Genomic DNA, 26172 nt, shown 5'->3' on the forward strand with positions numbered 1-26172 from the left:
TTACTGCTGTGGTGCAGCGGGTGCAGCGGGTGCAGCGGGTGCAGCGGGTGCAGCGGGTGCTTCAGGCACGGCCGGCGCTGCAGGTTCAGCCGGTTCCGGCATCCCCAGGGCAGGCATACCAAACATCCCGACAAAATCTTCCAGCGGCATTTTATCGCCGTTCAGCGTGACCTGACCGTTGGCATACTGCAGGCTGGTGGAAATGGTGTTGTCTTCCATCTTCGTGATGCGGAACATCTGGCCCATTGCCGCCAGGCCTTTCACCTGCTGGCTCGCCAGCTTGCCGGCATCTTCATCACCATACCCTTCAAGCTTCGCAATCTGGGTCATAAACTCGGTCGCCATATCCACAGGGATGGTCAGCTTGCTGTCGAGTGACTTCACGCTGCGATCCACTTCCTGCGCCAGGGTCTGAGGTTCACCCGTTGCGGTTGCCGGGTCTTTCAGGAACAGGGACAGATTAAAGTTGGTTTCGCCTTTGCTGTTTTTCCAGCTCAGCGGGGCCACGGTGATAACCGGCTCGCCTTTCAGCAGGATTGGCAGGTTGTTCATCAGCACCGCCATGGCCTGCTGCTGGTAAACTTCCGGATTCTGCTGCAGCGCGGCATTGCTCAGCAGTGCCTGGCTCTCTTTGCTGTATTTCTGGCTAAATTCATGCCACGCCTGACCGTCGATATTGCCAATCTTCAGCGACAGTTTGCCGGTCCCGAGATCCTGGTTCTGCACTTTCAGGCTCTTCAGGGCGTAATCCAGTTGGGTATTGATGCTCTTACCGTCTTTAGACACGTCGGATTTGCCGTCCACCTCCATGCCTTCCAGCACGGCCATCTCTTTCCCTTCAACCGCGATAGCAATCTTGTCAAAAGAGAGTTTCTGATTACCGATACGCTCTTTAAAATCGGTCATCTTGCTGTCGCCGTCGGCTTTCAGGTTATTGAACGTCAGCTGAACCTTTTGACCGTATTCATTGACGGCATTGATCAGGCCGCTCTCTGCTTCACCGGTCAGGGAGAAGACATTTCCATCGCGGTCAGCATCAACCTTGAAATTCCCCCCGCTAAAGGTCACTTTCTCGTTATCTTTCTCGTAGTTCAGTGCTTTCAGATCGATACTGGAACGTGTGTCACCGGCGTAGCTGATGCGGGTGTTAACCTCGAAAGGTGACTCGTTCTTTGCCAGATCAAACAGAGGTTTGGTTAAGTCGTTATCCACCAGTACAGTGTGAACAGACGCCATCGACGGGATCAGGTTAAAAGACGTTAACTGTGCCAGCGGGAACGGACCGTGGCTGACCACTTCATCCAGCACCACGCTTTGGCCCGGTTTCAGCCAGCCATTTTCATTACCGGCAACAGGCTTGACAACCACCTGCATATGGCTGGTAAAGATACCACGCTGATAATTCTGGTAGGCAAGCTCCACGCCTGCTTCCGGCGCGCCACGCTTAAGCTCTCCGTTAGCCTGTGCCACCATCTCAGCCAGACGGCTTTCCAGCTGTTTCCCGGTAAACCAGGAGGCACCTGTCCAGACCACGCCTAACGCTACAATCACTCCTACCGCTACGACCGATTTTTTCATTGCGACTATCCCTAAAATGAAACCAGGCGGTAGAAACCGCCCGGTGATGTAAAGTCTTCAACTAGCTTAGCAAGAGTTGTTAAAAAATTCAGTAAGTGCTTATAGCTTATTAAAAACACGCGCCAGACGACCGGTACCGCTCACGCTCACCGGCGACTCGTTTGCCGCTACAAATGCCGATTCGCCTGGCTTGAGCACCAGACGTTCGCCACCTTTATGCAGCGTTGCTTCACCCTCAACGCAGAACAGGATTGCTGCGCTCTCCTGCGCGATGGCGGTTTCTGCCGGACTCAGGTCATGCAGTGAGAAGGCAAAATCATCCACCGGGATCGGGAAGTCCAGCTCCGCACCCTGTTTAACAGGCTGAGTCAGCAGGTGATCCGCAGGCTTCGCCTCAAACTTCACGTTGGCAACCAGCTCAGGGATATCAATGTATTTCGGCGTCAGGCCTGCACGCAGTACGTTGTCTGAGTTGGCCATCACCTCCAGCGCCACGCCCTGCAGGTAGGCGTGCGGGGTTTCAGCAAACAGGAACATCGCCTCGCCCGGGTTCAGCTTCACCACGTTCAGCAGCAGAGGGGAGAACAGGCCGCTGTCGTCCGGGTAGAATTCAGAAATCAGGCGGATGGTATCCCACGGCTCACCGTGCTGGCTGTCCAGCGCTGCTTTCAGCACCGCCAGGGCGTGAGATTTCTCTTCTCCCTGCATGTTCAGCAGGCTGGCGAAAAGCTGGCTCAGGCCTGCTGCATTCGGGTTTTCCAGGAAGTGAGCGATAGCGTTGTTAGCACCCGCCACCGGCTGCAGCAGGGAGATGATTTCTGAGAACTCGCGAAACGCGTTCATCGCCAGGAAGGGGGTCAGCGCAAAGACCAGTTCCGGCTTGTGGTTAGGATCTTTGTAGTTACGCTCGGCGGCATCTAACGGAATACCGGCCGCGTTCTCTTTCGCAAAGCCCATCTCAGAGGCTTTTTTATTCGGGTGCACCTGGATCGAGAGCGGCTGGTCGGCGCACAGCACTTTAAACAGGAACGGCAGCTCACCAAAACGGCTGGCAACCTTGTCACCCAGCAGGGTGGCTTTGTCGGCATCAATCACGTCGCGCAGAGAGCGAACCTGGCCGCTTGCGTCTTCAATTTTTGAGCTGCTCTTCGGGTGCGCACCCATCCACAGTTCTGCCATTGGCAGGTTGTTTGGGTTCGCGATACCGTAGAGATCCGTTAACGCAGTTTTACTTCCCCAGGCGTAGTTTTGCACTGAGTTAATGAGTTTTTGCATTATCAAGCCCTGATTCAATGGTGGAATTAACTCCGGGTATTAAAGCAATAAACCACATGGAAGTAACCTGTGGATGTAAAAAGTCGTACTAGTCTCAGTTTTTGTTAAAAAATTGTGTAGGATAAGCTGACTCGCTTTTAAGCGGGCAGCGGAACATCTGCCCAAATAATCAGACTGAAGCAGTAAGTGAGAGAACAATGTCGAACAAACCCTTTCATTATCAGGATCCTTTCCCCCTCAGTAAGGATCAAACCGAATATTACCTGTTAACCCGCGATCACGTCTCCGTCGCTGAATTCGAAGGGCAGGAGATCCTCAAGGTCGATCCGCAGGCGCTGACGTTACTGGCGCAGCAGGCTTTCCACGACGCCTCGTTTATGCTCCGCCCTGCGCACCAGCAGCAGGTTGCCGATATCCTGAGCGACCCGCAGGCCAGCGAAAACGACAAATACGTCGCCCTGCAGTTCCTGCGTAACTCGGATATCGCGGCGAAAGGTATTTTACCTACCTGCCAGGACACCGGCACGGCCATCATTGTGGGTAAAAAAGGCCAGCGCGTCTGGACCGGCGGCGGCGACGAAGCGGCGCTGGCGCACGGCGTGTACAACACCTACACCGAAGACAACCTGCGCTACTCGCAAAACGCGGCGCTGGATATGTACAAAGAGGTCAACACGGGCACAAACCTGCCTGCGCAGATTGACCTGTATAGCGTGGACGGTGATGAATACAAATTCCTCTGCATCGCCAAAGGTGGTGGTTCAGCGAACAAAACCTATCTCTACCAGGAAACCAAAGCGCTGCTCACACCGGGCAAGCTGAAGAATTACCTGGTTGAGAAAATGCGCACGCTCGGCACCGCTGCCTGCCCGCCGTACCATATTGCCTTTGTGATTGGCGGTACGTCAGCAGAGAGCACCCTGAAAACGGTGAAGCTGGCGTCGACCAAATACTACGACGGCCTGCCTACCGAAGGGAACGAGCACGGCCAGGCGTTCCGCGATGTTCAGCTCGAACAGGAACTGCTGGAAGAAGCGCGTAACCTTGGCCTGGGTGCGCAGTTCGGCGGCAAATATTTTGCCCATGATGTGCGTGTGATCCGTCTGCCGCGCCACGGTGCCTCCTGCCCGGTTGGGATGGGGGTCTCCTGTTCTGCGGATCGTAACATCAAGGCGAAGATCAACCGCGAAGGCGTCTGGATCGAAAAACTGGAGAATAACCCAGGGAAGTACATTCCTGAAGCGTTGCGCAAAGCGGGCGAGGGTGAAGCCGTTCACGTTGACCTGAACCGTCCGATGAAAGAGATTCTGGCGCAGCTGTCTCAGTATCCGGTGTCGACCCGTCTCTCTCTTAACGGAACCATCATCGTTGGTCGTGACATCGCTCACGCGAAACTGAAAGAGCGTCTGGACAATGGTGAAGGGCTGCCGCAGTACATCAAAGATCACCCGATTTACTACGCAGGCCCGGCCAAAACGCCAGAAGGCTACGCCTCTGGCTCGTTAGGCCCGACCACCGCAGGCCGTATGGACTCGTATGTTGACCAGCTGCAGGCCAACGGCGGCAGCATGATCATGCTGGCAAAAGGAAACCGTAGCCAGCAGGTGACGGATGCCTGCCATAAACACGGTGGCTTCTACTTGGGCAGCATCGGCGGTCCGGCTGCCGTACTCGCGCAGGGCAGCATCAAGAGCCTTGAGTGCATTGAATATCCGGAACTGGGTATGGAAGCTATCTGGAAAATTGAAGTGGAAGATTTCCCGGCGTTTATCCTTGTGGATGACAAAGGCAACGACTTCTTCAGGCAGATCCAGTCCTCTCAATGTTCGGCGTGTGTGAAGTAATCTACTATAGCCGGGTGGCGTTCACGTCACCCGGCACATCAAAGAGCGCACAAAGCGCCATATCTTTTCTGTAAAGCAATCAATACTTATCTCTGAAGCATGTGAGCAATCCCGACAGTGTTATCAAGGAGAAAGTAATGACTACGGTACGCCGTGAGAAAGACTCAATGGGCGCGATCGATGTCCCGGCTGACAAGCTATGGGGCGCGCAAACCCAGCGTTCGCTGGAACATTTCCGTATTTCGACCGAGAAAATGCCCGTCTCGCTGATTCAGGCGCTGGCGCTCACTAAACGTGCGGCCGCCAAAGTGAATCAGGATTTAGGCCTGCTGGCGGCAGATAAGGCCACCGCGATTATCACTGCTGCCGATGAAGTGCTGGCCGGCAAGCATCCCGATGAATTCCCCCTCGCCATCTGGCAGACCGGTTCTGGCACCCAGAGCAACATGAATATGAACGAAGTGCTGGCGAACCGGGCAAGCGAACTGCTGGGCGGCGTGCGCGGTATGGAGCGTAAGGTTCACCCGAACGATGACGTAAACAAAAGCCAAAGTTCGAACGACGTCTTCCCGACGGCGATGCACGTGGCGGCGGTGATTGCGCTTCGTGAACAGCTGATCCCGCAGCTCAACGTGCTTAAAACCACCCTTGGCGAGAAGGCGCAGGCTTTCAGCGATATCGTCAAAATAGGACGTACTCACCTGCAGGATGCCACGCCGCTGACGCTCGGCCAGGAGATTTCCGGCTGGGTGGCAATGTTAGAACATAACCTCAAGCACATCGAGTACAGCCTGCCGCATCTTGCAGAGCTGGCGCTGGGCGGAACGGCGGTCGGTACGGGGTTAAATACCCATCCGGAATATGCGGTGCGCGTTGCCTACGAGCTGGCGGCCATCACCGGGCAGCCGTTTATCACGGCGCCGAATAAGTTTGAAGCGCTGGCCACCTGTGATGCGCTGGTTCATACCCACGGAGCCCTCAAGGGGCTGGCAGCATCGTTGATGAAAATCGCCAATGATGTGCGCTGGCTGGCCTCGGGTCCCCGTTGCGGTATCGGTGAAATTAGCATTCCGGAAAACGAGCCGGGTAGCTCTATCATGCCGGGCAAAGTAAACCCAACCCAGTGTGAAGCCATGACTATGCTCTGCTGCCAGGTAATGGGTAACGACGTTGCCGTTAACATGGGCGGCGCATCCGGTAACTTTGAGCTGAACGTCTATCGGCCGATGGTGATTCATAACGTGCTTCAGTCCATACGCCTGCTGGCGGACGGTATGGAGAGTTTCAACGAGCACTGTGCGTCAGGCCTTGAGCCAAACCGCGAGCGCATCAGCCAGTTGCTCAATGAGTCGTTGATGCTGGTGACCGCGCTGAATACCCATATCGGCTACGACAAAGCCGCCGAGATTGCGAAAAAAGCGCATAAAGAGGGGCTGACGCTGAAAGCCTCCGCTCTGGCATTGGGTTACCTGACGGAGGCTGAGTTTGATGCATGGGTACGCCCGGAATCGATGGTCGGCAGCCTGAAATAATCACTGCGCCACATACAGGTGCAGCCGCGGAATAATCAGCTGCAGCGGTTGCGCCTGAGGTCTGTAACGATGCTGGACATTTTCAGCATCGTAATTCAGCAGTTCGCCAATATCCGGCACAATGGCCCCCTGATCGGCATCATACAGTGCGATCAGCGGCGTCGGGCAGGCATACTGTACCTGCTTTTGCTGGCCGGAATACCAGACGCGCGCGATAGGCTGCACCTTCACCGGACGCTTAATCTTAAGCCGAGTATTCGCCGGCAGTGAGGCGATGCTGTGGTACTCCTGCTCAAGCCGTTCAATCCACTGCTCGCGTGACCACGGTGCGACAGTCCGCGGTGCCTTCAGACTCTTTTCCAGCTGCGCCAGAATGTCATCCCGGGTGAAGTTTTTAATGATGTGCTTGTTGGCCCAGCCGAAGCGAAGCGTGGCGGGATGACGCAGTACCGTCAGCGTACGGTAGGCATTCAGGGTGATTAATCCCGGTAGCTGTCGGTGTACCCATTCAAAACGGGCGGCAGGGGCCAGACCCGACTCTTCAGTGATGATCTTTTCAAACGTCGCCTTAAGCGTGTTGATATGCGCAATCTGGTTTTCCAGCGCTTCTCGCGTTGTTGCATCAGTTTGCAGGCAGATTACGCCCGGCAGACGAACGGCCGCCTTACTGCTGCGGTTTTCTGACTGCTGCTGGATAAACAGGCGACGGTAGTGCCGCAGCGTCAGTTCCAGCGCCGCTTTGCCGATATGCTGCTGTACCTCTATGGTTTCCAGCGGGTCGTGTTCAGCGCCTTTCACCACATCCGGCAGGGTAAAGACCCGCGCGGCTAACAGACGGCAGGTCTGCAAACGTTCGGTCAGGGTCAGTAACTCGTGTTCAATGTCGCGGAACGTGCTGTTCAGCCTTTCGATGAGATCGTACGTCGCCATGATAACTCTTCATTAGTTACAACATACTTATCATATAGCACAGCACGCCGGGTCAGGCCAGCGTGCGATAAAGGTCAGGCAGGGACGGGAAGGGTGATGTTGTGATATACCGGCCAGCTAAAGCAGAAGCGCGCGCCGCCGAGTGCGCTCTCTTCACAATGCACCGTGCCGCCCATCGCCTGCGCAATGGAGTAAACAATTGCCAGCCCGAGGCCACATCCCCCCGTGGCACGATCGCGGCTGGGGTCGAGGCGTACAAACGGCTCAAACACCGTTTCACGCGCTTCCGGGGCGATGCCCGGTCCGTCATCCTCAACCGTCAGACAGGCCTGACTACCCTGTAAATCTAAGCCAATCTGCAGCGTGCTCTCGCTATAGCGCATGGCGTTGTTCATCAGATTATCCAGCACACGTTCCATCAGACGCATATCCAGTGCGCCATAATCGCCGGGCGTGACGTGTGTCAGCAGGGTACGTTGCGGGTTTACGCTCTGGACATCATCAATATGGGTTTGTAACCAGCCGGGCAGGTCCGGCGTACTGAGGTTCAGTTCGTTTTGCGGGCGATCGAGGCGCGCGTAGGTCAGGAGCTCCTCAATGAGGCCCTCAAGCTGACCAATGTCGCGGTTCAGCGCCTGAGACTCGGCCTCCGTCAGGTTTTCGCTCATCTCCAGCCGATAGCGCAGGCGTACCAGCGGCGTACGCAGCTCGTGAGCAATTCCGTCAATGAGCTGTTTTTTACTGATAATCAGCGCATTGATGTTATCAGCCATCTGGTTAAACGCCACGCCAAGACGCTCGAAGCTGGAACCGCTGTCGAAGTGAATGCGCTCGGTAAAATGCCCGTCACCAAAACGTTGCGCAGCTGATTCCAGTTTCAGCATGTCCTGCCAGTGTGGCCTCATCCAGATAAAGACCGGGAACGCGAGCGAAATGGCAATGAAAGCCAGCAGGGCAAGGTCCAGCAGGCGCATCTGATGCAGATAATAGAGATAAGGTACCGGCCCCACGGCCAGAACGTAATGGCTCCGTGGAATGCGCTGGATAAAGGTATATTTCTCATCCAGCGCCACAATGTCCCCGTCACGCAGTCGCTGCATGGCGGGTGGCTCTAAATCGAAATCCTTCATCGGCTCGATGCGCAGATCAAACGACAGGTTCAGATCCAGCTCTTTTAAGGTCTTGGCCCAGTCGTGTGGCGGGATCTCTCGCAGCTCGCTGCGCATCAGGTAGAGCGAGCTTTTCATTAAATCATCCAGTGACTGCCTGCCCGCACGTTCGGCGGTGAATTTATAGACCAGCCCAACCAGCATGGTCATCACCAGGAAGCAGACAAACAGCAGGAGATAAAACTGTACAAACAGCTTTTTCATTCAATCTCACCGAAAATCAATACGTTAACAACCTGCGTCGAAGACAAACACGCAAACCCAAACTAGTTACACATACCGCTCGGTTTTTTACGGGGCCCGCATTGTGAGTAATCCCACAGAACGTACCCTTTTGATTTCATACAGTCTTCTATTTTTTTGATCCTGGAATCTTGCTGTTCTATCGTTTCGCCCGGCAGCAGGCGGTTACGACTGAAGTTTTCGTCCCATGAATTGAGCGAATACTTTCGATCAACGCCGCAGGCGTACAAATCCTCACGGCGTTGTTGCACATTGGTATGGCCCGGGGTCCAGGGATTCTGGATAGTCTGAATATACGGAACATAGTCATAATGACTTGAATCCATATCTGCGACAACGCACCCGGTTAACCCAAAACAGCAGATCAGGCTGAGTGTTCTTATTTTATGCAACTGTCAGACCTCGTCTGCGTAATGTTTTAAACAGTCTCGTTCGGGGAACCGGCATCAGGTTTCCCAGGCGTGAGGCGCGAACAGATAGCCCTTGTTACGCACGGTTTTAATGCGGTACGGCTCAGTGGCATTATCCTGCAGTTTTTTACGCAGGCGCGAAATAGCCACGTCAACGCTGCGATCCATTCCGTCGTAGCTGACGCCGCGAAGGTTTTTCAGTAATGCATCGCGGTCCATGATCTGCCCGGCGTGGGTTGCCAGTTCCCAGAGCAGGTCAAAATCTGCGGTGGAAAGGGCGATAAGCTCGCCAGAAAGCAGAACCTGACGGTTAATCGGATCAATAGACAAGGTACCAAAACGCATCGCTTTGTGCGGGGTCAGCGACTGAGCAGGCGCTTCTCGTTCAACGCTGGCACGCTGGCGTAAATGAAGGCGCAGACGAGCAAGGAGGACGGCAGGGGGCGTGGTTTTCAGAATGTAGTCATTGGCACCCATTTCGAGTGACAAAATATGGTTCATGTCGCTGTCCAGCGAGGTCAGCAGCACGATAGGCCCCTCCCACCGGGCGCGCAGATCGCGGCAGACCGTCATGCCATCTTTGCCGGGCAGCATAATGTCCAGCAGCACCAGGTCCGGGTTTTCACGTAAGACCACCTCTTCGGCACGATCGCCACGAGGCTCAACAATGACGTCCATATCATGCTTACCCAGATAGGCGGCAATCAATTGCCCCACTTCGGGCTCGTCTTCAACATAAACAATCTTATTCATACAACGTCTGTTATCGTGAAAAAAGCCAACATACACCGCACAACCTTAACGTTCCATTAATCTTTCATAATTAACGCCAGTTCCGTTATTCTGGCTCATAGTGTTATTTGATTGTTATAGGGAAAAAGATGGGGCTGGTGATAAAAGCCGCGTTGGGTGCGCTGGTGGTGTTACTGATTGGTGTTCTGGCTAAAACCAGGAATTATTATATTGCCGGGCTGATCCCACTCTTCCCGACCTTTGCGTTAATAGCGCACTATATTGTCGCCTCAGAACGAGGCACGGAAGCATTGCGTACGACCATCGTGTTCGGGATGTGGTCGATCATCCCTTATTTTCTCTATCTGCTTTCGCTCTGGTACTTCACCGGTTTTATGCGACTTCCCCTGGCGCTGAGCGGGGCCGTTGTCTGCTGGGGACTCAGCGCCTGGGTGCTTATCTTCTTCTGGAGCCGCTTTCACTAGCGCAGCGGTCGACCGCCGTCCACGGCAAAGGTTCTGCCAGTGACATAGCAACTGGTGAGCAGATAATCGATAAGATCGATAACCTCTTTTTCACCTGGCGCAATTTTCATCAGCGATTTATTTAGCGCCTGCTGGCGATACTCCGCATCATCGTCTTCGTTGAATAAAATCATCGCCGGGGCGATGGCGTTCACCTTAACTTCAGGGGCAAGTTTACGGGCGAACGAGCGCGTCATGTTATCGAGTGCAGCTTTACTGGCCGCATAGGCGATGTGCTTGTCGCTGCCGCGCTCCACGACGTAATCGGTGAAATGAATAATATCACCCGCCGCATGTCCGTGACCGCGCAACAGGTCGAGCAGGGCATGGTTCAGCAGATAGGGCGCATTGACGTGGATCTGCAGCATGCAGGAGAGCGTTTCGCTGAGTGGCGTACCGGATTTTTCGGGAAGCCAGGCGCTGGCATTATGGATAATGGCGCGCAGCCCGGGGGTGGTAGATTTTACTTTTTCAGCGAAGGCCAGAATACCGTCATCGGTTGAGAAATCGGCCTGAATGCAGATCGCACCGGCTTTGCGTAGCCCCTCAATCGAGGGATATTCGCTGCGGTAACTGATGATGACCGGATGGCGAAGATTGAGAAAGTGATGGGCAAGGGCGAGGCCGATACGACGGCCTCCACCAGTAATCAGTATTGGGCGTTGCTGCGCGTTTCCCATCGTGTTCTCCTTTTCAGTTCAACAATGGGAAAGGCGATTCTATCCCATTAACATCCAGGTTGCCGGTACGGCAGCAACCAGTAACAGCCCGATTAAGGCCATCTCACGGCGTCTAAGCGCGTTCTCTAACTGATGCGTGCGGCGGGCGTAGATAAACACCAGCAGGCCCGGTGCATACAACACCACCGACAGCAGCAGATGCATAGGCCCGGAAGCATACAACAACCACAGGCCGTAAATACAGGCTCCGACACCCACCACATAGTGCGCCGGACGTGTGGCGATTTTTAACAGATACGCACCCACTAAGAAATAGGGTACCAGAATCATCTCCGAGGCGATGGTCAGCAGAGTGTTATAGTCTGAACCTGTGAGCCAGATCAGCACCAGACAGACCTGAACGCTGATGTTGGTCAGCCAGAGTGAGGCCGACGGCGCGCTGTTTTTGTTTTGACGAGCAAACAGGCGTGGAAATGCTTTGTGCGTTGCGGCCAGGAACGGCACTTCTGCCGCCATAATGGTCCAGCTCAGGTACGCGCCACACACGGAGATAATCAGCCCCGCGGCAATCACCACGTCACCCCACGGTCCGAACATTTTCACCATCAGGCCCGCCATCGACGGGTTACGCATTTCGGCCAGCTCAGGACGCGCGACCACCCCCAGCGACAGCAGCGTCACCATCAGATACACGCCCAGCGCCGCCAGTACCGCCAGCAGCGTGGCGCGACCCACATCGCGCTTATTCCGCGCCCGGGCAGAGACCACGACGGCCCCTTCAACACCGATGAAGACCCACAGGGTGATCAGCATGGTGTTTTTGACCTGCTCCCAGACCGGTACGCCCAGCGCGACACCGCTGAAATCGAGACTGAACACATCGAGACGGAACGCCATAAAGGCCAGCACGATAAACAGGCCGAGCGGAACCAGTTTGGCCAGGGTTGCCACCAGGTTAATGCTGGCCGCCGTCTGTACGCCACGTAGAATCAGCCAGTGAACAACCCACAGCAGTACCGAGGCGCCCACAATGGACTGCCAGGTATTGCCGTCGCCAAAGAACCGCAGTTCAGGGGTATCGGTAAAGAAACTGAGCGCCGAAAAGACGATCACCAGGTAGGAGACGTTTGCGATGACCGCACACAGCCAGTAGCCCCATGCGGAACAGAAGCCAATCAGTTCGCCGAAACCTTCACGGGCGTAAGTGAAAATCCCCCCATCCAGATCCGGGCGGATGCGGGTCAGCAGCAGCATTGCGAACGCCAGCAGCAAAATCCCGGCACCCGTGATGCCCCACCCTATAAGCAGTGCGGCAGGGCTTGCGACCGCCGCCATATTCTGCGGTAAGCTGAACACGCCCGCACCCAGCATTGAGCTCAAAACGAGTGCAGTCAAAGCACTCAAGCCTAGTTTCTTTTCCATTGGCTTCCTGTTATGAAAGGTCCAAATCCAGAATAATTATTTCGCACAGGCGCATAAAAATGGTGGATCACACTAAGGCGCGGGATTTTACGGAGTGTCACGAGAGCATGCAATGACGTGGGGCCGAATTTCAAAAAAAAGTAACAAAAAAGGCGGCATTGCGCCGCCTCGGATCAACCGTTCTGTTACTTGTACAGGTCGGCGCTGATGGTCACGTTGTTACCACGTTCCTGCCACTGGCGGGTGATGTGGTAATACTTCGCCCCTTTCTTCGCCGCACGTTTCGCGACCTGATAAGAGACTTCCGTCATGTTGCCGTAGTTGCCGGTAAATTTAATGCTGTCGAACGGCACCATCTGCGCTGCAGTGGCTTTGTTCAGCTCTTCAATTTTGGTTCCGTCTGGCAGGGTAACGGAGTAACGGCCACCTTTGGTGGATTGTGTTTCGAAGAAACGGCCCACTTCAGCGCTTGGTGCGGCAGAGGTGGCTACGCCTGGAATTTCCACTTTCTTCGCTTCTTCACCGCCTTTCGCTATCGCCGCACGACCCGCTTCGGAATCAGCAGGAATAGCGTCCGGGCTTTGCAGAACGCGTTTCTTCGCATCTTCTTTATAGATGAACGCAGTAATGCGCTGGTTGCCACCCTGGTTAGCATCGACCTGACGCACGATAAAGAAAGAGTACGCGCCTTTTTCTTTTGCGGCTTTGGTAATGGCATCGTTCACTTCAGGCTGGCTGCGATAGAAGCCCTGCACGGTGACGGTGTCATAAGGTTCCAGCTCAATCGCCTGATCTTTCGGTAATTCAACGACGCCGTTAATCACGCGGTTTTTCGGTGCGTCAGCTTTCGGCGCATTGTCTTTATACAGCGCAATCGTCACGCGCTGGTTACCGCTGTTGCCGGAGTCAGACTGATCAACAACGTAAAACGAGGCCGCACCGTTTTTATCGGCGGCTTTTGATGCGGCGGCGACGGCATCGCCAATAGAATTATAACGACCCACAATGACCGTATGGTCAAAAGGTTTTAACGCTGCCGCTTGCTCCGGCGTTAACTCTGTCGCGGCATTCGCAGACAGGGCGGTCGCGGAGAGAAGTGCGGACGCCAGGAGTGTGTTCTTAAGCTTCATAAAAATAATCCTTCGCCTTGCGCAAACCATGTACTGGTATTGTTGTTAATTTGAGACGGTCCCGATTATGGCATTTAAAACCCGTCGCTGTCTGCGCCATTTTTCACAGCCTGTGCTCACTGAATCATCTGATTTGATAACATTTAGTGATATGTTGAAAAAACAGGCGTCTGACAAGCAAAACTGATAAAGCTTATGACTTTTACAAGTTAATTTAATGTTAATAAGTTGTTCTCTAATGGCGCTATATCATGTTTTTACCGCTTCGCTTGCGCTATTTATCGGTCTCAACGATGAATTTAAGGTAAATATCACTGTCAGCGACGCAGATCACTTATTTTTCACAGATAAAGTAAGAAATAGTGTTTTCTGGCGGTAGATCACGGGCGTTATTTTCAGTAGGTTATAGAAAGTTTGTTACTGTTTTATTTTCTGGGGTTAATCATATGTCGTCGCTGTCCTGCTGGCGAAAGTTGATACAAACCGCGGGCATTTATCGACAAACCATCATCAAAAACCGATGGAAGGGAAAACTATGCGTATTGGGGTACCAAAAGAACGGTTAGCCAATGAAACCCGCGTAGCGGCAACACCGAAAACGGTGGAGCAACTGCTTAAACTGGGTTTTACCGTCGCAGTTGAACGCGGCGCGGGCAAACTGGCGAGTTTCGATGACGAGGCCTTTATTCAGGCTGGCGCGGAAGTGGTGGACGGTGCTGAAGTCTGGCAGTCGCCCGTTATTCTCAAGGTTAATGCGCCGGAAGAGAGCGAGATTGAACTGCTGAATCCTGGCACGACGCTGGTGAGCTTCATCTGGCCTGCACAGAATCCTGAGTTGATGGAGAAGCTGGCAGCACGTGGCGTGACCGTGATGGCCATGGACTCCGTGCCGCGTATTTCGCGCGCGCAGTCGCTGGATGCCTTAAGTTCCATGGCGAATATCGCCGGTTACCGCGCGATTGTTGAGGCGGCGCATGAGTTTGGTCGCTTCTTTACCGGTCAGATCACCGCGGCAGGGAAAGTGCCTCCGGCGAAAGTGATGGTGATTGGCGCGGGCGTGGCGGGTCTTGCGGCTATCGGCGCGGCAAACAGCCTGGGCGCTATCGTACGCGCTTTTGACACCCGTCCTGAAGTAAAAGAACAAGTCCAAAGTATGGGTGCCGAATTCCTTGAGCTGGACTTCAAGGAAGAAGCGGGCAGCGGTGACGGTTACGCGAAGGTCATGTCCGAAGCCTTTATCAAAGCGGAAATGGAACTCTTCGCCGCGCAGGCCAAAGATGTCGACATCATTGTCACTACCGCGCTTATCCCCGGTAAACCCGCGCCGAAGCTAATTACCCGTGAGATGGTTGACTCAATGAAGTCGGGCAGCGTGATTGTGGACCTGGCGTCGCAGAACGGTGGCAACTGTGAATACACCGTGCCAAATCAGGTGACCACCACTGCTAACGGCGTGAAGGTGATCGGGTATACCGATTTGCCGGGCCGTCTGCCAACGCAGTCTTCTCAGCTGTACGGTACCAACCTTGTTAACCTGCTGAAACTGCTCTGCAAAGAGAAAGACGGCAACATCACCGTTGATTTTGACGATGTTGTTGTGCGTGGCGTAACGGTGGTGCGTGAAGGTGAAATCACCTGGCCTGCGCCACCGATTCAGGTGTCCGCGCAGCCTCAGGCGGCACCGAAAGCGGCACCTGAGCCTAAAGAGCCAGCTAAACCGGCTTCTCCGTGGCGCAAATACGCGATCATGGCGCTGGTCATTATTCTGTTTGGCTGGCTGGCAGATGTCGCGCCGAAAGAATTCCTCGGCCACTTTACCGTCTTCGCGCTCTCGTGTGTGGTGGGGTACTACGTCGTGTGGAATGTCTCCCATGCGCTGCATACGCCACTGATGTCGGTCACTAACGCCATCTCCGGGATTATCGTGGTCGGGGCGCTGCTGCAGATTGGCCACGGCGGCTGGGTAAGCTTCCTGAGCTTTATCGCGGTGCTGATCGCCAGTATCAATATTTTCGGTGGGTTCACCGTGACTCAGCGCATGCTGAAAATGTTTCGTAAAGGCTAAGGGGTAGCATATGTCTGGAGGATTAGTCACAGCCGCATACATTGTTGCTGCAATCCTGTTTATTTTCAGTCTGGCGGGACTTTCCAAACACGAAACGTCTCAGCAGGGAAATAACTTTGGTATCGCCGGGATGGCGATTGCGCTGATTGCCACCATCTTCGGGCCGGACACCGGCAACGTTGCATGGATCCTGGTGGCGATGATCATCGGTGGCGCGATTGGTATTCGCCTGGCGAAACGCGTTGAAATGACCGAGATGCCGGAGCTGGTAGCCATTCTGCACAGCTTCGTGGGGCTGGCGGCGGTGCTGGTGGGCTTCAACAGCTATCTGTACCACACACCCGGTCTGGAACCGATTCTGGTCAACATTCATCTGACGGAAGTGTTCCTCGGCATCTTCATTGGTGCGGTGACCTTCACCGGCTCAATTGTCGCGTTCGGCAAACTGCGCGGTAAGATCTCTTCTAAACCGCTGATGCTGCCAAACCGTCACAAGCTGAACCTGGCGGCGCTGGTCGTGTCCTTTGTGCTGCTGGTGGTCTTCGTGCGCACTGAAAGCGTGGGCCTGCAGGTGCTGGCGTTACTGGTGATGACCCTGATTGCTCTGGCCTTTGGCTGGCACCTGGTGGCCTCCATTGGTGGTGCCGATATGCCAGTGGTTGTCTCCATGCTGAACTCCTACTCCGGTTGGGCCGCGGCGGCAGCTGGCTTCATGCTGAGCAACGATCTGTTGATCGTCACCGGTGCGCTGGTCGGTTCTTCTGGTGCGATCCTGTCTTACATCATGTGTAAGGCGATGAACCGTTCGTTTATCAGCGTTATCGCGGGTGGCTTTGGTTCTGATGGCTCCTCAACCGGTTCTGACGAAGAAGTGGGTGAGCACCGTGAGATCACCGCGGAAGATACCGCAGAGATGCTGAAAAACTCACACTCGGTCATCATTACCCCAGGCTACGGCATGGCGGTGGCGCAGGCTCAGTATCCGGTTGCGGAGATCACCGAGAAGCTGCGTGCGCGTGGTATCAAGGTTCGCTTTGGCATTCACCCGGTAGCGGGGCGTCTGCCAGGCCACATGAACGTGCTGCTGGCGGAAGCGAAAGTGCCTTACGACATCGTGCTGGAGATGGATGAGATCAACGATGATTTCACCGATACCGACACCGTCCTGGTTATTGGTGCCAACGACACCGTTAACCCGGCGGCGCAGGACGATCCGCGTAGCCCAATCGCCGGTATGCCGGTTCTGGAAGTGTGGAAGGCGCAGAACGTGATTGTCTTCAAACGTTCTATGAATACCGGTTATGCAGGGGTTCAGAACCCGCTGTTCTTCAAAGAGAACACGCACATGCTGTTTGGCGATGCAAAAGCCAGTGTCGATGCGATTCTGAAATCGCTGTAAATCAGCGACAAAAAAAACCGCCGGAAACGGCGGTTTTTTTATGTCTGAACTTAGTCGTCTTCCGGGTCGTCCAGTTCAACCGGTGTCTGATACTCATCCGGCTTGATGACCAGCAGGTCACAGCGCAGATGGTCGATCACCTGTTCGGCGGTATTGCCCAGGAACGCGGCAGAAATACCGGTCCGGCCAATGGTACCCAGTACCACAATCCCCGCCTGCAGATGTTCTGCTAAATCCGGGATCACCTCTTCAGGCAACCCTTTTTCCACATGTGTCATTTTCTCATCGATGCTGAATTTCTGGCGTAACGCCTTCATGGCCAGCAGGTGCTGCCCCCGGATCGCATCGTTATACACGCTCGGGTCAAATTCAGGCAGCTCGATGGCAATATTAATCGGTGTTACCGGGTAAGCGCCCACCAGATGGACTTCAGTGTGGTTAACCTGCTCGGCAAGCTGGATCGTCTCCTTGACCAGCTTTTCATTGAGCGAATTGTGGTAATCCTCCTCGCTCGCCAGGTTGACTGCCACGACGGCCTTGCCGCCTTCTGGCCACGGCTGGTCTTTTACCATCCACACCGGGCAAGGGCATTTACGCAGCAGGTGCCAGTCGGTAGGGGTAAAGATCACGGATTCCAGCTTGTCATGCTGGTGCGCCATTTTCAGCAACAGGTCGTGCCCACCGGCGACCACTTCCTGGATAATGGCTTCGAAAGGTCGGTTATGCCAGACCACTTTAATATCGATAGGAACACCCGCTTCCAGGTAATATTTGGCCTGTTCACGGATCCACGCGGTACGCTGGCTGATCACTCCCTGACGCATTGCGGTGCGTTCGTCAGGCGACAGAAGGGTGGTCATCTCATATGAGAAGTCATAGATCGGCAAAAACGCTTTGATTTTGCCACCAATCCGTTGATGTAGATACACAGCACGTCGTAATGCCGGCTGATCGTCCTGGTTAGGATCGATAGCCACCAGCATGTTTTGATACTTTGCCATACAGGTCTCCTTACTACTGTCACCACAGTCTGTAATTAAAAGAGTAACCTATATATCTTGAATGAAACAGGGGGGAAGTTTTTGTCAGATCAATAAATCATGAAAATCTGTCACAGAAAAAGAACCGTTGTCGTTACCGCGATAAAGGCAATCAGCAGCAGTACCATCACCGCAATCGCAAACGTCGTTGAATCCTGTACGTAGGTTTTTTCTTCACCCTTCATTGGCCCGACAAGCATGATCCAGATGAATATGAAGGTCACTGAGGCGATAACGACTGAAACGAAAAATAAACTTTCTCTCAATTCATAACCTCAACAAGAACCTTTCAGGGACTGAGTGGGGCGGTGCCAGGGAAACGTGGTGAAACGGAAGTGGTGACGTACCAGACCAATAAATCATAAAAATTTATCGGCCTGGCATCAATCATGCGGGGGCGTTATGCCACGTTGCGGGAGTGACCGGCAAGAACGGCCAGAGCTTCACCGTTTTCGATGGTAATGTATTTACCCTTAACGGCCAGCATTCCGCTTTTCTGGAAACGACCCAGCAGGCGGCTAATGGTTTCCACGGTCAGGCCCAGGTAGTTACCGATATCGCCACGCGTCATGGTCAGACGGAATTCACGCGGGGAAAAACCGCGCTCCGCGAAGCGGCGTGAGAGGTTATAGATAAACGCGGCCAGGCGTTCTTCTGCATTCTTTTTAGAAAGCAGCAGAATCATGTCCTGATCGCCTTTGATCTCACCGCTCATCAGACGCATCATCTGCTGACGCAGATTGGGCATTTTACCTGAGAGATCGTCCAGCGTTTCAAACGGGATTTCGCAAACCATTGAGGTTTCCAGCGCCTGAGCAAAGCTCGGGTGATGGCCAGTACCGATGGCATCAAAGCCAACCAGGTCACCCGCCAGATGGAAGCCGGTGATCTGCTCATCACCCTGTTCCGTGATGGTGTAGCTTTTGATGGTGCCAGAACGGATAGCATAGAGCGATTTCAGTTCGTCTCCCGCTTTAAACAGCGTCTGCCCTTTCTGAATAGGCTTTTTGCGCTCGATGATATTATCAAGCTGATCGAGTTCATGCTCATTCAGAGTAAACGGGATACAGAGCTGGCTGATGCTGCAATCCTGGCAATGGATAGCACAACCGCCAGACTGAATGCGTCGTATAATTCGCTTTTCCGGGATCATAGGTTTGCTCAAGCCTTAATTGATATTGGTCAATTTTAACATCTTTTTGGTAAGTACGTAAGCCTGCCAAACCATCAATAAGGACAAGAGACGGCAACCTGTTGCCATCTTCTTGAAATTCCACAGCTTGATTATGGATTTTTAGCCTAACCGGAAGAAAATTAAGCACTAAAAGCCTGGAAACTAGAGCAGGAGATACCCCTCGTGACGCAGTAACCACTCCTTGCGCTGCACGCCACCGGCATAGCCGGTCAGGGTGCCGTTACGGCCAATCACGCGGTGGCAGGGGACCACAATACTGACGGGGTTAGCGCCATTTGCCGCGCCGACCGCGCGGGCCGCACCGGCACGGCCGAGTTGCCCGGCGAGCTGGCCGTAATGCATGACCTGTCCGCACGGAATACTGCGCAGCGCCTGCCAGACTTCGCGCTGGAAAGGTGTGCCTGCCGTGGCGGTCGGCAGGGTGTCAATGATGCTGAGATCGCCCTCGAAGTACGCCGTCAGTTTGTCGCTCAGGCCGCCGGGGTTGGTGGCGCTGATACGTTCATAACCCTGCGCGCGATAGTGCACGTTGAGCAACGTGTCCATCCTGTCGCTGTGTTCTTCCCACTCAACGGCGCGCAGACAGAACTGCTCGTCTGCAATCACCCACAGTGGACCAAGCGGCGTGGCAATTTTATCTTCGAGTAATCTCAGCATCGATAATCCTTTAGTGCAGCCTTGGGTAAATCCCCGGCCCAATCGGCAGACCGACAAGATACCATGCCACCAGCATCACCAGCCATACCCCTAAAAAGATAAGCGGATAGGGTAAAACCAGCGAATAGTAGGTACCCAGTTTTGCCTCTGGTTTATAGCGCTGCAGGAAGCCTAAAAACAGCGGAACAAACGGTGAGACCGGTGCCAGCGGGATGACGGAGGAGTCTGCGATACGGAACAGGATCTGGGCAAACGCCGGGTGGAACCCCAGCATCATAAACATCGGCACAAAGATGGGGGCCAGAATCGACCAGATTGCCGAGCCGCTGGCGATAAACATGCACAGCAGTGACGACAGCAGCGCAAGGCCGACAAATGCCGGGACGCCGCTTAACCCCGCCGCTTCCAGCGCATCGGTCAGACCCACGGCCATAAATTTGCCCATGTTGCTCCAGTTAAACATCGCCACGAACTGCGCCAGCGGGAACACCATCACAATAAAGCCCGCCATCTCTTTCATGGGTTCGATCATCAGCTGCGGCAGATCGCCCTGACGGCGAATTTTGCCGGTGGCGATCCCATAGGCGAGCGAAACGACAAAGAAAAACAGAATAATCAGCGGCACAATGCCCTGAATAAACGGCGAGGGGAGAACGGTATGTTTAACCGGATCGCGCAGGATGCCGTTTTCCGGTACCACCATCAGCGCGACCGCGGCAATAAACGCCAGCGAGACCACGCCTGCCACGCGCAGGCCAACGCGTTGCTCTTTACTTAGCGTCTCCAGCTTCTCATCGCTTCGGCCTTCCCATTTCCCTAAACGCGGCTCAATGAGTTTATCGGTAATCAGTCCGCCCACCAGGGTCAGCAGGACCACCGAGCTGGCCATAAAGTACCAGTTGTCGATGACGCTGACGTGCATCGCGGTGTCGATGGTTTTGGCCGCCTCCGTGCTGATGCCTGAGAGCAGGACATCGGTGGTCACGATCAGCAGGTTGGCGGTAAAGCCGCAGCCTACGCCCGCAATCGCCGACAGCAGACCCGCCACGGGATGGCGTCCGACGGCGAGGAAAATCAGAGCGCCCATGGGCGGCATGATCACCAGCGCGGCATCAGAGGAGATGTGGCTAAAGAAGGCGATAAACAGCACCATGTAGCTGGCGTAACGTGCGCTGACGTGGGAGGCCATTTTCACCATCAGCGCCGGTAACAGACCGACACGCTCGGCAAGCCCGGCGCCCAGTACCAGCGCCAGAATGGCCCCCAGCGGGGCGAAGCCGCTGAAGTTTTTAACCACATTCGGTAAGAACCAGTGCAACCCTTCGACACTTAACAGGTTCTTGACCGCCACCATACTGCCATCGGCCGGACTGCGCACGCTGACATCAAAGGCGGACAGCACCGCTGTCGCCACCATCAAAACCACGATCAACCAGATAAAAAGCAGGAAAGGGTGCGGCACTTTATTGCCGATCCTTTCAACCCAGCCATAGAGCTTACCGGATGGGGAATGCGAAGGTATGGAAGACATACTCATGGGCGTTCCTCGGGACTGTTGTTGTGTTGTGTTGTTGTCTTGTGTTTTATTATTTTAAAGGTGACGGTGTCACGCCTGCCGGAATCGGACACACGTACGGCTTTTCGGTGATTTGTTGTTCGAACTTTTCCCGGCATTGTTGCAGCAGCGTTGCATCCTGGAGCAGATTTAGCGCGGTTGCGCCCATCACTTTTCCGGCCAGCAGCATGCCTTTATGAGCAATGGAGGTTCGCCCCTGAGCCACGAGTTGCCAGGTATGCAAAGGCGTTCCGATGGTAAAGCAGGGGCTGAAACACTGTGCCACCGGCATTTTCCAGCTGACATCGCCCACATCGGTTGACCCTGCCAGTACGTTATCGGTAATGGCGTAAGGTGCGACCTCATCTGTCAGTAACATCTCCTGCTGACGGCGCGCAAAAGCGTTACCGGCTTCTCCCCCCGTCGCGGCAATGTTCTTCAGGCTGTTTTGCAGGTCATTTGGCGTTAGCGTGGCACGAATATCCTGCGCAAACTGGCGCTCTTCTTCCGTCCATTCCGGCGTGCCGTAATGCTGCAGGGCGCGATACATCGCCGCTTCGAGCGTGCGGTTGGGCAGGTAGCTGGAGCAGGCTTTATCAAAGCGACACGCAACGGTGGTTTCGGTCATCATTGCCGCGCCCTGAGCGATTTTCTCGATACGTTCGTAGATCTGCTGCGCATCGGCCATTTCCGGCGCGCGGATCAGGTACAGCACTTCAGCCTGCGCCTGCACCACGTTGGGTGAGATTCCACCGGTATCGGTGATAGCGTAATGAACGCGCGCTTTCTCAATGATGTGTTCGTTGAGAAAATTGGTGCCGGTGGTCATCAGCGTTACGGCATCCAGCGCGCTACGCCCCAGATGTGGCGAGTTAGCAGCATGTGCCGCCACGCCGTGAAACCGCCAGGCGGCCTGAATATTGGCCAGCGTGCTGACGTTAAACATGCCGGCAAATGCTTCAGGGTGCCAGGTGACGGCGGCATCAACGTCATCAAACAAACCTTCGCGCACCATAAAGGTTTTCCCTGAACCACCTTCTTCACCAGGACAGCCGTAGAAACGCACGGTGCCGCTCCCCCCGTGCTGCTCCAGCCAGCTTTTCACCGCAATGGCACCCGCCAGCGCTGCCGTTCCCAGCAAATTGTGGCCACAGCCGTGGCCGTTGGCACCCGGCGTGGCGGACTGTGCCGTCGCGCAGTGTGCCTGCTGGCTCAATCCGGCCAGAGCATCATATTCCCCCAGCAGGGCGATAACGGGTTTACCGCTGCCGAAGCTGGCGATAAAGGCATTCGGAATCCCGCCGGCTTCACGGGTCAGGGTGAAACCTTCCGCTTCCAGCGCGCCGGCAATCCGTTCCGCGGACCAAAACTCTTCAAAACGCGTTTCAGGGTGATCCCAGATGTCGTCGGCAATGCCGGTTAACAGCTGACATCGCGTGTCGATGGCATCGGCAATAAAAGCGTAGTTCTCCTGCATTACACACCTCGCGTCCACGGGAAATTAAGCGCAGTGCGCGCCAGCGTTTCGATAGCGAGGTTCATGACCTGCTCATCAAAATCAAATTTTTCATTGTGATGACCTGCGCTTAACTCGGTACCGAACACCATATACGACGCCATTCCGCCGTTCTGCTGCACGCGGGCCATCATCAGCGTCGCGTCTTCGGAACCTGCGGGGGCGTTGACTCTGTCAATGGCCTGCACCACACCGGTAACCTGACTTGCCTGCTGGCGCAGATAATCTACCCAGGCCGGTGTAGGGGCACTGGCGGTGGCGGCGCCCATCAGACGCATCTCGACGCTCACGCCGTAGAGTGCCGCCGCACCGGTAATCACGGCCTGCGCGCGTTCAAAGACGTACTGGTTAATGGCTTCGCTTACGCCGCGGGTTTCAACCCTGAGCAGGGCGTTAGCTGGCACGACGTTGCGTCCGCTGCCGGCCTGCATCACGCCGACATTCACCCGCGATGCACCTTCGCTGTGTGGGGCAATGCTGTGAAGCGCGATAGCGGCCTGAGCCGCGGCGAGCAGGGCATTACGGCCGTCCTCCGGTTTACCGCCGGCGTGTGCGGCAACCCCGGTAAAATGCACATCGAACTTGGTGGTGGCCATAAAGTTATCGCTGCCGCAGATCACCACACCGGCGGGCACACCGGTGCCAATGTGAATCGCGGTGAAGTAGTCCGCGTCGTCGAGCGCCCCGGCGGCCACCATGGCGCGAGCGCCTCGGGTGCCTTCCTCGGCAGGCTGGAAGATCAGTTTGATGGTGCCATTGAGTTGCGATTCATTTTGCTTAAGCACGTGCGCCAGCCCCAGTCCAATAGTGGTGTGGCCATCGTGGCCGCAGGCGTGCATCATCCCCGGGTTGCAGGAGGCAAACCCGTCGCGGAACGGGCGATGGCTGTCATCGAGTGCTTCGCTTAAATCCAGCGCGTCCATATCCACGCGAAACGCCAGCGTCGGGCCTGGGCGGCCGGTATTCAGGGTCGCCACAATGCCGGTAAATCCCCCTTCAAACGGGGCCAGCCATTTCTCTGGTGCGCCTTGCGCCCGGGCGCGGGCAAACTCTCGCGCCAGCGTGGCGTCATCGGGTAATCCCATACGGCTTTCTGCGTCCACCACGTCGCGGCCCATCGCCAGCGAATAACCCAGCTGGTCTAAGATTTCCGCGACTTTCGCCGCCGTGCGAAATTCGAGCCATCCGGACTCCGCGAAATGGTGAAAATCGCGACGCCATGCGCTCAGTTGTGGGGCTAATGTCTGGATGTACTGCGCCAGTGATTCCATATCTCTTCCTGTCATCATTAAAATATGTGAACTGCTTCACGCTGTGATAGTTTTTACTTATCACTAACCGTTTTTTCACAGTTTTAACCGTTCAGGAATTACCCTCGCACATCCATTTCCATTAAAGTAGATGACAGTTTCTTTACTCTGATAAACAACGGTTATCGGTCGGGCTATGTCATTTCAGATTAAATTTCATCAAATCCGGGCGTTTGTTGAAGTCGCGCGTCAGGGCAGTATCCGCGGTGCCAGCAGGACGCTTAATCTTTCGCAACCGGCGCTGACCAAATCGATCAAAGAGCTGGAAGAGGGGATGGCGGCGCAGCTGTTTGTGCGCAGGAGTAAAGGCGTCGCATTGACCGAATGTGGGGAAGGGTTTTACTCACGCGCCAGGCTGATTCTGGAAGAGTTACGCGCGGCGCAGGATGATATCCGTCAGCGCCAGGGGGAACTGGCCGGGCAGATTAATATTGGAATGGGAGCCAGTATTTCGCGAAGCCTTATGCCCGCGGTGATCACCCGCTTTCATGCACAATATCCGCAGGTAAAAGTCCGGATTATGGAAGGGCAACTGGTGTCGATGATCAATGAATTACGCCAGGGCGAGCTGGATTTCACCATCAACACCTATTATCAGGGGCCGTACGATCATGAGTTTACGTTTGAAAAATTGTTTGAAAAGCCTTTCGCCGTATTTTGTCGGGAAGGGCATCCGGCGACGGGCGCGACATCCATTACCGAATTGCTGAATTATAACTGGACAATGCCGACGCCACGCGGGAGTTATTATAAGCAATTAGAAGATGTTTTTACTCATCGCTCGCAAATACCGCGCATTGACGTTGTTTGCGAAACGTTTTCTTCCTGCATTAGTCTTGTTGCACAAAGTGATTTTTTAAGTATCCTTCCAAAGGAACTGGGCTGTGACCCGCTGCTGGCGCACCGTCTGGTTATGCTGTCCGTTGTCGAATCGCTACCTAAAGCGGCCTATTATTTAATTCAGCGCCGTGATTCTCGTCAGACACCCCTGACCGAATCGTTAATTACGCAATTCAGAAGAGAGGCGCGGAAAATAGTATCGGAGTGAAGCGGGGAGTAAAATAAAAAAACAGAGCCTGTCCGACATCAGACAGACCCTACAACACACAGCAGTGCTTCCCTTCGCAGATCCTGAATGTTATATCCGTGAAGCAGGTTTATTTAATTATAACAGCCCACCCTCAAAAAGATATGTTTTAGCATCATTGATTCCACATTTTTTTAACCTAAACTTTCTGTTTTATGTGTGCTGAAATTTAAGTTAAGTCGCGTTTAACTTTTGCGGAGAAATAATTTTTATATTCATCAGGTTAATATTTATGCCCTCATCCTGGGGGGCGGTTATTGAGGCCCATGCCTGGCGCAGGTATAGTACAGGCTCAGATGTAGCGGGAGGATGTCCATGAACCCTGACGACAAATCACTTTTTCTTGACGCCATGGAGGGTATCCAGCCCCTGAAGCGCTGCACGGATATTCACTGGCAGCCGAGCCGCAACACGCGGACGCGTCAGGAGATTGATACCGAGCAACTGGATAACTTCCTGACCCTGGGCTTCCTGGAACTTCTGCCCCTGGAGGAGCCGCTGGCGTTCAGACGGGAAGGGGTGCAACAGGGCGTTATTGATAAGCTCCGCTCGGGTAAATATTCCCGCCAGGCCAGCTTAAATCTGTTACGCCAGCCCGCCGAGCGTTGCCGGCAGATGCTGTTTTCCTTTATCCGCCAGGCTGGACGCGATGGATTACGTAACCTGGTGATCATTCATGGAAAAGGGCGGGAGCAGAACGCCCATCCCAACGTGGTACGCAGCTATCTGGCGCGCTGGTTAACCGAGTTCGAGGAAGTGCAGGCCTTTTGCGTGGCGCTGCCGCATCACGGCGGCAGCGGAGCATGCTATGTTTCGCTACGAAAGTCTGACGAAGCGAAACAGGAGAACTGGGAACGGCACGCTAAGCGCAGCCGTTAA

General features: G+C 54.6%; 22 protein-coding genes. 7 read left to right on the forward strand and 15 right to left on the reverse strand.

Features of this window, described 5'->3' with window-relative positions; genetic code table 11:
* Nucleotides 1-1578 carry a YdgA family protein gene (locus tag BJP35_RS14645; RefSeq protein WP_086463352.1) on the reverse strand — a complete coding sequence of 526 codons (1578 nt, stop codon included), beginning with the start codon at nt 1576-1578 and terminating at the stop codon, nt 1-3.
* 99 nt (nt 1579-1677) lie between these two features.
* Complete coding sequence (gene manA / locus BJP35_RS14650) at nt 1678-2853, reverse strand: mannose-6-phosphate isomerase (protein ID WP_049022014.1); 1176 nt, start codon at nt 2851-2853, stop codon at nt 1678-1680.
* Nucleotides 2854-3050: 197 nt separating this feature from the next.
* Here manA and fumA point away from each other — a divergent pair, with 197 nt between their 5' ends.
* The gene (gene fumA / locus BJP35_RS14655; RefSeq protein ID WP_086463353.1) at nt 3051-4697 is read left to right on the forward strand and encodes a class I fumarate hydratase FumA; all 1647 of its coding nucleotides are present in this window, start codon (nt 3051-3053) and stop codon (nt 4695-4697) included.
* A gap of 137 nt (nt 4698-4834) precedes the next feature.
* Entirely contained in the window at nt 4835-6229 is a 1395-nt protein-coding gene (gene fumC / locus BJP35_RS14660; protein WP_047744561.1) for a class II fumarate hydratase, read from the forward strand.
* Here fumC and tus read toward each other — a convergent pair whose 3' ends face one another.
* From tus to rstA, 3 genes are all read right to left on the reverse strand, one after another.
* Nucleotides 6230-7159, reverse strand: a complete 930-nt coding sequence (gene tus, locus BJP35_RS14665; RefSeq protein ID WP_047744562.1) for a DNA replication terminus site-binding protein — start codon at nt 7157-7159, stop codon at nt 6230-6232.
* Nucleotides 7160-7233: 74 nt separating this feature from the next.
* On the reverse strand, nt 7234-8532 hold the full coding sequence (rstB, locus tag BJP35_RS14670) for a two-component system sensor histidine kinase RstB (protein ID WP_014169816.1): 1299 nt from the start codon (nt 8530-8532) through the stop codon (nt 7234-7236).
* Nucleotides 8533-9017: 485 nt separating this feature from the next.
* The gene (rstA, locus tag BJP35_RS14680) at nt 9018-9734 is read right to left on the reverse strand and encodes a two-component system response regulator RstA (RefSeq protein ID WP_025204337.1); all 717 of its coding nucleotides are present in this window, start codon (nt 9732-9734) and stop codon (nt 9018-9020) included.
* Between the two features lie 128 nt (nt 9735-9862).
* Here rstA and BJP35_RS14685 point away from each other — a divergent pair, with 128 nt between their 5' ends.
* Nucleotides 9863-10198 (forward strand): GlpM family protein, encoded by a 336-nt coding sequence (locus BJP35_RS14685; RefSeq protein ID WP_025204336.1) that lies wholly within the window; start codon nt 9863-9865, stop codon nt 10196-10198.
* Here BJP35_RS14685 and folM read toward each other — a convergent pair.
* From folM to ydgH, 3 genes are all read right to left on the reverse strand, one after another.
* Nucleotides 10195-10917: a dihydromonapterin reductase gene (folM, locus tag BJP35_RS14690; protein WP_025204335.1), complete on the reverse strand. Its 723-nt coding sequence runs from the start codon at nt 10915-10917 to the stop codon at nt 10195-10197. The two genes, BJP35_RS14685 and folM, sit on opposite strands and share 4 nt — an antisense overlap.
* 39 nt (nt 10918-10956) lie before the next feature.
* On the reverse strand, nt 10957-12339 hold the full coding sequence (locus BJP35_RS14695; protein ID WP_020884310.1) for an amino acid permease: 1383 nt from the start codon (nt 12337-12339) through the stop codon (nt 10957-10959).
* A gap of 185 nt (nt 12340-12524) precedes the next feature.
* On the reverse strand, nt 12525-13469 hold the full coding sequence (ydgH, locus tag BJP35_RS14705) for a DUF1471 family protein YdgH (protein WP_020884309.1): 945 nt from the start codon (nt 13467-13469) through the stop codon (nt 12525-12527).
* Between the two features lie 535 nt (nt 13470-14004).
* On the opposite strand from ydgH, the gene pntA reads away from it, so the two are divergent.
* Together pntA and pntB are read left to right on the forward strand one after the other, a co-directional pair.
* On the forward strand, nt 14005-15534 hold the full coding sequence (pntA, locus tag BJP35_RS14710) for a Re/Si-specific NAD(P)(+) transhydrogenase subunit alpha (protein WP_020884308.1): 1530 nt from the start codon (nt 14005-14007) through the stop codon (nt 15532-15534).
* Between the two features lie 10 nt (nt 15535-15544).
* The gene (gene pntB / locus BJP35_RS14715) at nt 15545-16933 is read left to right on the forward strand and encodes a Re/Si-specific NAD(P)(+) transhydrogenase subunit beta (protein WP_025204333.1); all 1389 of its coding nucleotides are present in this window, start codon (nt 15545-15547) and stop codon (nt 16931-16933) included.
* Between the two features lie 50 nt (nt 16934-16983).
* On the opposite strand, the gene uspE is transcribed toward pntB, so the two are convergent.
* From uspE to BJP35_RS14750, 7 genes are all read right to left on the reverse strand, one after another.
* Nucleotides 16984-17934 (reverse strand): universal stress protein UspE, encoded by a 951-nt coding sequence (uspE, locus tag BJP35_RS14720; RefSeq protein ID WP_014169827.1) that lies wholly within the window; start codon nt 17932-17934, stop codon nt 16984-16986.
* Between the two features lie 110 nt (nt 17935-18044).
* Nucleotides 18045-18197, reverse strand: a complete 153-nt coding sequence (locus tag BJP35_RS14725) for a hypothetical protein (protein ID WP_223398027.1) — start codon at nt 18195-18197, stop codon at nt 18045-18047.
* 176 nt (nt 18198-18373) lie between these two features.
* Nucleotides 18374-19126, reverse strand: a complete 753-nt coding sequence (fnr, locus tag BJP35_RS14730; protein WP_014070017.1) for a fumarate/nitrate reduction transcriptional regulator Fnr — start codon at nt 19124-19126, stop codon at nt 18374-18376.
* Nucleotides 19127-19309: 183 nt separating this feature from the next.
* A complete protein-coding gene (ogt, locus tag BJP35_RS14735; RefSeq protein WP_020884306.1) occupies nt 19310-19825 on the reverse strand; it encodes a methylated-DNA--[protein]-cysteine S-methyltransferase in 516 nt (171 codons plus the stop codon).
* Nucleotides 19826-19835: 10 nt separating this feature from the next.
* Nucleotides 19836-21362 carry a p-aminobenzoyl-glutamate transporter gene (abgT, locus tag BJP35_RS14740; protein WP_020884305.1) on the reverse strand — a complete coding sequence of 509 codons (1527 nt, stop codon included), beginning with the start codon at nt 21360-21362 and terminating at the stop codon, nt 19836-19838.
* Between the two features lie 49 nt (nt 21363-21411).
* On the reverse strand, nt 21412-22857 hold the full coding sequence (locus BJP35_RS14745; RefSeq protein ID WP_086463354.1) for a M20 family metallopeptidase: 1446 nt from the start codon (nt 22855-22857) through the stop codon (nt 21412-21414).
* Nucleotides 22857-24167 carry a M20 family metallo-hydrolase gene (locus BJP35_RS14750; protein WP_047744563.1) on the reverse strand — a complete coding sequence of 437 codons (1311 nt, stop codon included), beginning with the start codon at nt 24165-24167 and terminating at the stop codon, nt 22857-22859. The genes BJP35_RS14745 and BJP35_RS14750 overlap by 1 nt, the downstream gene beginning before the upstream one ends.
* A 175-nt stretch (nt 24168-24342) precedes the next feature.
* Here BJP35_RS14750 and BJP35_RS14755 point away from each other — a divergent pair, with 175 nt between their 5' ends.
* Nucleotides 24343-25254 carry a LysR family transcriptional regulator gene (locus BJP35_RS14755; protein WP_047744564.1) on the forward strand — a complete coding sequence of 304 codons (912 nt, stop codon included), beginning with the start codon at nt 24343-24345 and terminating at the stop codon, nt 25252-25254.
* Between the two features lie 354 nt (nt 25255-25608).
* Entirely contained in the window at nt 25609-26172 is a 564-nt protein-coding gene (gene smrA, locus BJP35_RS14760; RefSeq protein WP_020884302.1) for a DNA endonuclease SmrA, read from the forward strand.

It is taken from the genome of Enterobacter sp. J49 (genome assembly GCF_002148625.1).
Classification (GTDB): Bacteria; Pseudomonadota; Gammaproteobacteria; order Enterobacterales; family Enterobacteriaceae; genus Enterobacter; species Enterobacter ludwigii.

Bases quoted from the DNA above. Each gene is read 5' to 3' on its own strand.
- BJP35_RS14645 (WP_086463352.1), bottom strand. From the start codon at position 1,578: ATGAAAAAATCGGTCGTAGCGGTAGGAGTGATTGTAGCGTTAGGCGTG.
- manA (WP_049022014.1), bottom strand. From the start codon at position 2,853: ATGCAAAAACTCATTAACTCAGTGCAAAACTACGCCTGGGGAAGTAAA.
- fumA (WP_086463353.1), top strand. From the start codon at position 3,051: ATGTCGAACAAACCCTTTCATTATCAGGATCCTTTCCCCCTCAGTAAG.
- fumC (WP_047744561.1), top strand. From the start codon at position 4,835: ATGACTACGGTACGCCGTGAGAAAGACTCAATGGGCGCGATCGATGTC.
- tus (WP_047744562.1), bottom strand. From the start codon at position 7,159: ATGGCGACGTACGATCTCATCGAAAGGCTGAACAGCACGTTCCGCGAC.
- rstB (WP_014169816.1), bottom strand. From the start codon at position 8,532: ATGAAAAAGCTGTTTGTACAGTTTTATCTCCTGCTGTTTGTCTGCTTC.
- rstA (WP_025204337.1), bottom strand. From the start codon at position 9,734: ATGAATAAGATTGTTTATGTTGAAGACGAGCCCGAAGTGGGGCAATTG.
- BJP35_RS14685 (WP_025204336.1), top strand. From the start codon at position 9,863: ATGGGGCTGGTGATAAAAGCCGCGTTGGGTGCGCTGGTGGTGTTACTG.
- folM (WP_025204335.1), bottom strand. From the start codon at position 10,917: ATGGGAAACGCGCAGCAACGCCCAATACTGATTACTGGTGGAGGCCGT.
- BJP35_RS14695 (WP_020884310.1), bottom strand. From the start codon at position 12,339: ATGGAAAAGAAACTAGGCTTGAGTGCTTTGACTGCACTCGTTTTGAGC.
- ydgH (WP_020884309.1), bottom strand. From the start codon at position 13,469: ATGAAGCTTAAGAACACACTCCTGGCGTCCGCACTTCTCTCCGCGACC.
- pntA (WP_020884308.1), top strand. From the start codon at position 14,005: ATGCGTATTGGGGTACCAAAAGAACGGTTAGCCAATGAAACCCGCGTA.
- pntB (WP_025204333.1), top strand. From the start codon at position 15,545: ATGTCTGGAGGATTAGTCACAGCCGCATACATTGTTGCTGCAATCCTG.
- uspE (WP_014169827.1), bottom strand. From the start codon at position 17,934: ATGGCAAAGTATCAAAACATGCTGGTGGCTATCGATCCTAACCAGGAC.
- fnr (WP_014070017.1), bottom strand. From the start codon at position 19,126: ATGATCCCGGAAAAGCGAATTATACGACGCATTCAGTCTGGCGGTTGT.
- ogt (WP_020884306.1), bottom strand. From the start codon at position 19,825: ATGCTGAGATTACTCGAAGATAAAATTGCCACGCCGCTTGGTCCACTG.
- abgT (WP_020884305.1), bottom strand. From the start codon at position 21,362: ATGAGTATGTCTTCCATACCTTCGCATTCCCCATCCGGTAAGCTCTAT.
- BJP35_RS14745 (WP_086463354.1), bottom strand. From the start codon at position 22,857: ATGCAGGAGAACTACGCTTTTATTGCCGATGCCATCGACACGCGATGT.
- BJP35_RS14750 (WP_047744563.1), bottom strand. From the start codon at position 24,167: ATGGAATCACTGGCGCAGTACATCCAGACATTAGCCCCACAACTGAGC.
- BJP35_RS14755 (WP_047744564.1), top strand. From the start codon at position 24,343: ATGTCATTTCAGATTAAATTTCATCAAATCCGGGCGTTTGTTGAAGTC.
- smrA (WP_020884302.1), top strand. From the start codon at position 25,609: ATGAACCCTGACGACAAATCACTTTTTCTTGACGCCATGGAGGGTATC.